Annotated in this window: 1 pseudogene; it reads left to right on the top strand. The window is 63.1% G+C overall.

The window, feature by feature from the left end:
• Positions 1–431: pseudogene (locus tag BGE37_RS24815) on the top strand (RHS repeat protein); the annotation flags it as partial.

Genomic DNA, 431 nt, shown 5'->3' with positions numbered 1-431 from the left:
GTCAGAAGGATGTGCAGGGGCGTGAAACCCGTTATGAGTACAGCGCCGCAGGCGACCTCACCGCTATCATTGCCCCGGACGGCAGCCGCAGTGAGACACAGTATGATGCGTGGGGAAAGGCCGTCAGCACCACGCAGGGCGGGCTGACGCGCAGCATGGGGTATGACGCCGCCGGGCGCATCACCGTGCTGACCAACGAGAACGGCAGCCGGAGTGAGTTTACCTATGATGTGCTGGACCGCCTGACGGAGCAGCGCGGCTTTGATGGCAGGACACAGCGTTACCGGTACAGCGCCGCAGGGCAGCTTGTCCGCAGTGAAGACGAGGGGCTTATCACCCTCTGGCACTACGATACGTCGGACCGCATCACGCACCGGACGGTGAACGGCGAAGCGGCAGAGCAGTGGCAGTATGATGAGCACGGGTGGTTA

Source organism: Escherichia sp. MOD1-EC6300, assembly GCF_002965045.1.
Taxonomy (GTDB): Bacteria; Pseudomonadota; Gammaproteobacteria; order Enterobacterales; family Enterobacteriaceae; genus Escherichia; species Escherichia coli_F.
The sequence above is the reverse complement of the archived record's forward strand: the minus strand, read 5'-3'. Positions and strand labels throughout refer to the sequence as shown.